Consider the following 7,428-nt stretch of genomic DNA (forward strand, 5'->3'; position numbering starts at 1 on the left):
GGCGCCGCTGATGATGTTTTTCCGCGCCGAGTCCATCCTGTCCTGGGGCGAGTTCGTCAAGGTCAACCGCGCCAGCGACGACGATCCCGACGACAACGCCGCGGGCGTGGCCAACGACATGGACGTGCTGGCGATCGCACCCGACGGCCAGAGCACGGCCGCGCGGGTGAAGTTCGACCTGGACCTGCCCAGCGCCGCCGCCGACGACCGGCCGCTCGGCCCCGGCATCCGCCTGCCCGAATGGGATTTCCGGCGCCACGCGCTGTTGCCCGAGCACTGCGCGCTGCAGACCCTGGTGGCCACACCCGCCGAGCCCTATGTGCCGCCGACCGCCCTGCGCACCACGGCGCGGCGCGTGCGGCGCCGGCTGGAGATCCTGCGGGCGGGCACCGGCCGGCAGCGCGCGCAACCCGAGGGCGACGAGATCGACCTCGACGCCTGGGTGCGCCACCGCGTCGACGCGGCCGGCGCGCCGCACAGCGAATCGCCGGCCGTGTTCACCCGGCGCGTGCGCACCGAGCGCAGCCTGGCCACGCTGCTGCTGGCCGACCTGTCGTTGTCCACCGATGCCTACGCCACCCAGACAGCGCGCGTGATCGACGTGATCCGCGACGCGCTCTACGTGTTCGGCGAAGCGCTCAGCGCCAGCGGTGATCCGTTCGAGATGCTGGGTTTTTCGTCGGTGCGGCGACAGAACGTGCGCATCCAGCACCTGAAAGGCTTTGACGAACCCTGGAGCGCCGCGGTGCGCGACCGCGTGGGCGCCATCAAGCCCGGCTACTACACGCGCATGGGCGCGGCGATCCGCCTGGCCACGTTGCGGCTCGGCGAGCGTCCGGAGCGCCAGCGCCTGATGCTGATCCTGACCGACGGCAAGCCCAACGACCTCGACGTGTACGAGGGCCGCTACGGCCTGGAGGACACGCGCCACGCGGTGCAGGCCGCGCGCGAGGCCGGGCTGATTCCGTTCTGCATCACCATCGACGAAGCGGCCCACGGCTACCTGCCCATGCTGTTCGGCCAGCAGGGCTACGCGCTGGTGCACCGGCCTCAGGACCTGGTGGATCGGCTGACGGGGGTGTACACCCGTTTCATGCGCCAGTCGTCCCACTGAACACCACGCCAAGCGGGTACAGTGCGGGGCCGTTCTCCCCCACCTCACGCGCTTGCGCACCCTGTGCGCCCCGGCCATGGACATTGCCCAGTTCGATCTGCCCCGTTACCTCTCCATGCTGCCGCTGTTTCAGGAAATGAAGCCGCCCGAGCTGCAGCGCCTGGCCCAGGGCAGCCGCCTGCGCCAGCTGGCGCGCGGAGATGAGGTGTTCCACATCGGCGAGCTGTGCAACGAGTTCCACGTCACGGTCAGCGGCCAGATCAAGCTGTTCGCCATTTCACCGGCCGGGCAGGAAAAAATCATCGAGATCATTGGGCCGGGCAACAGCTTCGCCGAGGCGCTGATGTTCACCGACAAGCCCTATTTCATCAACGCGCAGGCGCTGACCGACACGCTGCTGCTCAGCGTGTCCAAGCAGAGCGTGTTGCAGGAGATCGAAACCGACCGGCGCTTCTGCATGCGCATGCTCGCGGGCCTGTCGCGGCGCCTGCACGGCCTGGTGAACGACGTGCAGGCCTACGCGCTGCACAGCGGTGTGGAGCGCGTGATCGGCTACCTCATGCGCGACCTGCCCGATGGGGGCAAGGGCGGCGCGGAGGACGAGCTCGCGCAACGCGTGACCTTGCCGGTGAGCAAGGCCGCGATCGCCTCGCGCCTGTCGATGACGCCCGAGTATTTCTCGCGGGTGCTGCACGAGCTGGAGGCCAAGGGCCTGATCGTGATCGACAAGCGCGACATCCACATTCCCGATCCGCAGCGGCTGACGCGGTATCCGGTGGAATAGGTTCTCCCTGCGCCGCTGCGCGTAACCCCCCGGGGGCGATGCGAGCGGCCCGGCGGAGCCGGTTCCACCGCATCCTGGGTCAGGACACTCGCGCCGGATGCGGGACCCGCCCCTACCTCGGGGTTTGTTGCTCCCCCGTACACTCCCCGCCATGCTGATTCTGGGATTCGAATCGTCTTGTGACGAAACCGGTGTGGCCCTGGTGGACGCCAGTGGCAGCGCTGTGCCGCGCCTGCTCGGCCACGCGCTGCACAGCCAGATCGAGATGCACCAGGCCTATGGCGGCGTGGTGCCCGAGCTCGCGAGCCGCGACCACATCCGCCGTGTGCTGCCGCTGACCGACGCGGTGCTGGCGCAGGCGGGCCTGCCGCTGTCGGCGGTGGACGCCATCGCCTACACGCGCGGGCCGGGGCTGGCCGGTGCGTTGCTGGTCGGCTCGGGCGTGGCCAGCGCCATGGCCATGGCGCTGGGCAAACCGGTGATGGGCGTGCACCACCTCGAAGGGCATCTGCTCTCGCCGTTCCTGAGTGCCGATCCGCCCGAATTTCCGTTTGTCGCGCTGCTGGTGTCGGGCGGCCACACCCAGCTGATGCGGGTGGATGGCGTGGGCCGCTACGAGCTGCTGGGCGAAACCATCGACGACGCGGCAGGCGAGGCCTTCGACAAATCGGCCAAGCTGCTGGGGCTGGGTTACCCCGGCGGGCCGGCGCTGGCCAAGCGGGCGGAGCAGGGCAGCGCCACCGCCTACAAGTTCCCGCGCCCGCTGCTGCACAGCGGCGACCTCGACTTTTCGTTTGCCGGCCTGAAGACGGCGGTGCTGACCCAGGTGAAACGGCTCGCCCACGCGCGGCCCGAGGGCCCCGCCACGCCGCAGCTGGCCGAGGCGCTGGACGCGCAACAGATCGCCGACGTGGCGGCCAGCGTCCAGGCCGCGATCGTCGAGGTGCTGGTGAAGAAGTCGCTCGCGGCCATCGACGCCACCGGGCTGAACCGCCTGGTCGTGGCCGGCGGCGTGGGGGCGAATGCGCTGCTGCGCGAACAGCTCAACGCCGCCTGCCAGAAGCGGCGGGTGCGTGTGCACTACCCGGAGCTGCACCTGTGCACCGACAACGGCGCCATGATCGCGCTCGCTGCCGGCCTGCGGTTTCAGGCGGGGCTGCTGCCCGACGCGGCGGCTGCACCGGCCTACCACTTCGACGTGCGGCCCCGCTGGCCGCTGTCGGAGCTCGGCTGAACGCGCATGTCTGGAAGGGCCCAGTCGGTGCCTTCAAGTGATGTCATCATTCGTAATTATGAATTACAATCCCTGGCTTTGTCGCGCAGGTGACACTGGACGCCGAGCGTGCCCGCCGGCCGGCATTGAACAACGGAGACCTTGCCCATGAATTTCACGACCCGTCTGCGCCGTCGCGCGCTGTCCACCGTCCTGCTGGCGATCGCCTGTGCCTCGACCGCTCAGGCGCAGGGCACGGCATCCCCCGCGGCAGCGCCCATCCGCATCGGCATGATCGAAGGCCTGTCCGGCCCGTTCGCCAACACCGGTGAGGCGGTGTACCGCAACCTCGTGTGGGCCACGGAACGCGTCAACGCCCGCGGTGGCGTGAAGCTGCCCGGCGGCCACCGCCCGCTGCAGATCGAACGTTTTGACAGCAAGGGCCAGACCGAGGAGGCGCTGTCGGCCCTGCGATCCGCCATCGACCGCGACATCACGGTGGTGACACAGGGCAACTCGTCCGCCGCAGCCTCGGGCCTGATCGACGCCATCAACAAGCACAACGAGCGTGATCCGGCGCGCCAGGTGCTGTTCCTGAATTACTCGGCGGTGGACCCGGTGCTCACCAACCAGAATTGCAGCTACTGGCATTTCCGTTTCGACGCCCATGCCGACATGCGGATGACCGCGCTGATGAACGTGCTGCGCGACGACAAGGACCTGAAGCAGATCTACCTGATCGGTCAGGACTACAGTTTTGGCCAGTCGGTGCTGCGCGAGGCCCGCAGCCAACTGGCCGCCAAGCGGCCCGACGTGAAGATCGTGGGCGACGAGCTGCACCCGATGGCGCGCGTGAAGGACTTCGCCCCTTACGCGGCCAAGATCAAGGCCAGTGGCGCGCAGGCCGTGCTGACCGGCAACTGGGGCAACGACCTGACGCTGCTGGTCAAGGCGGCCCGCGAGGCCGGCTTCGAGGGCTCGTTCTACACCTTCTACGGCAACGCGCTGGGCGCACCGGCCGCGATCGGCGACGCCGGTATCGGCAAGGTGATCGCCGTGGCCGACTGGTTCCCCAACGTGCTCACCAAAGAGTCCGAGGCCTTCTACCAGTCGTTCCGCCAGCGCTTCCCCAACCCGGCCGACGACTACGTGCACATGCGGATGCAACTCATGGTCGAGTCGCTGGCCCAGGCCATCGAGCGCGCCGGCTCGGTCAAGGCGGCCGCCGTCGCGGCCCAGCTGGAGAAGGCCGAGGTCCAGCTCGCCGGCCAGACCGCGCGCATGCGCGCCGCCGACCACCAGTTCCAGCAGCCGCTGGCCGTGGCGGTGATGGATCGCCAGGGCGCGCCTGGCGTGAAATTCGATGTCGAAGGTTCGGGCTACGGCTTCCGCGTGATCCGCCAACTGAGCCCGCAGCAAGCCGAGCAGGCGCACAGCTGTACGATGCAAAGGCCCTGATCGAGGGCTTCAATTCAGGAGTGGGCATGCGGGCAGTGGTTGAAGGGTTGGAAGAGTCGCGCATCCGTGAAGTGGCGAACGAGGGCCTGGGGCGCAGCGATGTGCTGAAGTTCTGGTTTGGCGAGAGCGACGAGGTCACGCCGGCCTTCATCCGCGAGGCGGCCATCGCCTCGCTGCACGCGGGTGAAACCTTCTATGCCCACAACTTGGGCTTGCCCGAACTGCGCCAGGAAATTGGCGTCTACACCCACACCCTGCATCCCCAGCACACCACCGACCACTGGTTCGACCGCATCGCGGTCACCTCCGGCGGGGTCAACGGCCTGATGCTGGCCTCGCAGGCGCTGGTGAACGCGGGCGACGAAGTGGTGGTGGTCACGCCCGCCTGGCCCAACCTGGTGGCCCAGCCGCAGATCATGGGCGCCAAGGTGACAACTGTGCCGCTCCAGGTGGTGCCGCAGGGCGGCAACGCCGGTGCCTGGGTGCTGGACATGGCCGCGCTGCTGACCGCCATCACCCCGGCCACGCGCCTGCTCATCGTCAACGCGCCCAACAACCCCACAGGCTGGACGCTGACCCGCAACGAGCAGGCGACCATCCTCGACCACTGCCGCCGCACCGGCACCTGGATCCTGGCCGATGAGGTCTATGAGCGGCTTTACTACGCAGGCGATACCCCCCATGGAGCCGCGCCCAGCTTCCTGGACGTGGCAGAGCCCGAAGACCGGCTCATCGTGGCCCACAGCTTCTCCAAGAGCTTTCTCATGACCGGCTGGCGCCTGGGCTGGCTGGTGCTGCCCCCGTCGCTCACCCACGCCGTGGGCAAGCTGATCGAATTCAACACCTCGTGCGCCCCGGTGTTCGCCCAGCGCGCGGCTTTGGTGGCGCTTCAGCGGGGTGCGGACGTCACGCCCGCGTTGGTGGCCCACCTGCAGGCTTGTCGGGACACGCTGGTGCCGCTGCTGAAAGCCGTGCCCGGCGTGACGCTGGCCGAGCCCAAAGGGGGCATGTACGCCTTTTTCCACCTGGCGGGTCACGACGACTGCCTGGACACCGCCAAGCGCCTGGTGCGCGAAGCGGGTCTGGGGCTGGCGCCCGGCAGCGCTTTCGGCCCTGAAGCGGCCGGCTGGATGCGCTGGTGTTTCGCCAGCCGCGATCCCCAGCGCCTGGTGCAGGGCGTGGATCGCCTGCGCGCCTGGCTGCTTGCCCAGCGCTGAGCCCTACTGGGCTATAATTTGCGGTTGCCATCTTCACGGAAGGCAATTCACGCCCGTTGCGGCGGCCGGGCCTGGAGACGTTTCAGGGGCTGGCAGGCTGCGACGGGACGCACGTAACTCCAAGGAATCCGACATGATCGAAAAATCCGTCAAAGCCACTGTGGTGGCCGACAACGCCCGCGCTGCCAACGACACCGGCAGCCCTGAAGTGCAGGTCGCCATCCTGACCGCACGCATCAACGAACTGACCCCCCACTTCAAGCAGCACGCCAAAGACCACCACGGTCGCCGCGGTCTGCTGCGCATGGTGAGCCGCCGCCGCAAGCTGCTGGACTACCTGAAGTCCAAGGACGCCGACCGTTACGTTGCCCTGATCGCGAAACTGGGTCTGCGCAAGTAATTTTGGACTTGGCATGACACGCAAAACGCCTGAGTTGGTTCGCTGGCTCGGGCGTTTGTCGTTTGTCTGCCGCCTTTTTTGATTCCGGAGAACCAGCAACAGAGCGAAGCTGTGTCATTCCAAAGGCGCTGCGTGTCCCGGGGCATGTGGGCAGCACCTCTGGAATGGCATCGTGTTCTGGGTTGAGTTTCCGGGTTTTGTGCAGACAGTCTGCACGCCACGCCGCCCCTGTTTCTGAACGGCGGCACAGAGGAGAAAAACCATGAGTCTTTTCAACAAAGTCACCAAGACCTTCCAGTGGGGCCAGAACACGGTCCGCATGGAAACCGGCGAAATCGCCCGCCAGTCCAGCGGCGCTGTGCTGCTCGACATGGACGGCACCGTGGTGCTGGCCACTGTGGTCGCCAAGTCCGACGCCAAGGCTGGCCAGGACTTCTTCCCGCTGACCGTGGACTACCTGGAAAAGTCCTACGCCGCCGGCAAGATCCCCGGCAGCTTCTTCAAGCGCGAAGGCCGCCCGAGCGAATTTGAAACGTTGACCAGCCGCCTGATCGATCGCCCGATCCGTCCGCTGTTCCCCGAAGGTTTCTTCAACGAAGTGCAGGTGGTCATCCACACGCTGTCGCTGAACCCTGAAGTCGACGCCGACATCGCCGCCCTGATCGCCACCTCGGCCGCCCTGTCCATCAGCGGCATCCCGTTCAATGGCCCCATTGGCGCCGCCCGCGTGGGCTATGTGAACGGCCAGTACGTGCTGAACCCCGGCCAGACCGCCCGCAAGGATTCCCAGCTCGACCTGGTGGTTGCCGGCACGCAAGCCGCTGTGCTGATGGTGGAATCCGAAGCCCAGCAACTCTCTGAAGAAATCATGCTCGGCGCCGTGGTGTTTGGCCACGAGCAGGGCAACATCGCCATCGCCGCCATCAACGACCTGGTGCGCGACGCTGGCAAGGCCGAGTGGAGCTGGACCGCGCCCGCGAAGGACGAAGCGCTGATCGCCAAGATCGACGATCTGGCCAAGGCCAAGCTCGAAGCCGCTTACCAGATTCGCAACAAACAGGCCCGCACCCAGGCCTGCCGCACGGCCTACGCCGACGTGATGTCGGCTCTGAAGGCCGAAGGCGTGGCCTTTGACAGCGTGGCCATCGAAGGCCTGCTGTTCGAGATCGAAGCCAAGATCGTGCGTGGCCAGATCCTGGCCGGCGAGCCCCGCATCGACGGTCGCGACACGCGCACCGTGCG

At 67.5% G+C, this 7,428-nt stretch carries 6 protein-coding genes and 1 pseudogene; all 7 read left to right on the forward strand.

Going from position 1 to position 7,428, the window contains the following annotated elements; translation table 11 throughout:
- Nucleotides 1–1,114 (forward strand): VWA domain-containing protein (locus IV088_RS20535; RefSeq protein WP_291105777.1); only part of this gene is annotated, 1,114 nt, incomplete at its 5' end.
- A 76-nt stretch (nt 1,115–1,190) separates the two neighbouring features.
- Entirely contained in the window at nt 1,191–1,898 is a 708-nt protein-coding gene (locus tag IV088_RS20540) for a Crp/Fnr family transcriptional regulator (protein ID WP_291105779.1), read from the forward strand.
- A gap of 151 nt (nt 1,899–2,049) precedes the next feature.
- Nucleotides 2,050–3,132, forward strand: a complete 1,083-nt coding sequence (tsaD, locus tag IV088_RS20545) for a tRNA (adenosine(37)-N6)-threonylcarbamoyltransferase complex transferase subunit TsaD (RefSeq protein ID WP_291105781.1) — start codon at nt 2,050–2,052, stop codon at nt 3,130–3,132.
- Between the two features lie 147 nt (nt 3,133–3,279).
- On the forward strand, nt 3,280–4,569 hold the full coding sequence (locus IV088_RS20550) for a branched-chain amino acid ABC transporter substrate-binding protein (protein ID WP_291105783.1): 1,290 nt from the start codon (nt 3,280–3,282) through the stop codon (nt 4,567–4,569).
- Between the two features lie 26 nt (nt 4,570–4,595).
- Nucleotides 4,596–5,786 carry a pyridoxal phosphate-dependent aminotransferase gene (locus IV088_RS20555; RefSeq protein WP_291105784.1) on the forward strand — a complete coding sequence of 397 codons (1,191 nt, stop codon included), beginning with the start codon at nt 4,596–4,598 and terminating at the stop codon, nt 5,784–5,786.
- 133 nt (nt 5,787–5,919) lie between these two features.
- Entirely contained in the window at nt 5,920–6,186 is a 267-nt protein-coding gene (gene rpsO, locus IV088_RS20560) for a 30S ribosomal protein S15 (protein WP_236961283.1), read from the forward strand.
- Nucleotides 6,187–6,448: 262 nt separating this feature from the next.
- Nucleotides 6,449–7,428 (forward strand): annotated as a pseudogene (locus IV088_RS20565) (polyribonucleotide nucleotidyltransferase); the annotation flags it as partial.

The organism is Hydrogenophaga sp., from assembly GCF_018780075.1.
Lineage (GTDB): Bacteria > Pseudomonadota > Gammaproteobacteria > Burkholderiales > Burkholderiaceae_C > Hydrogenophaga.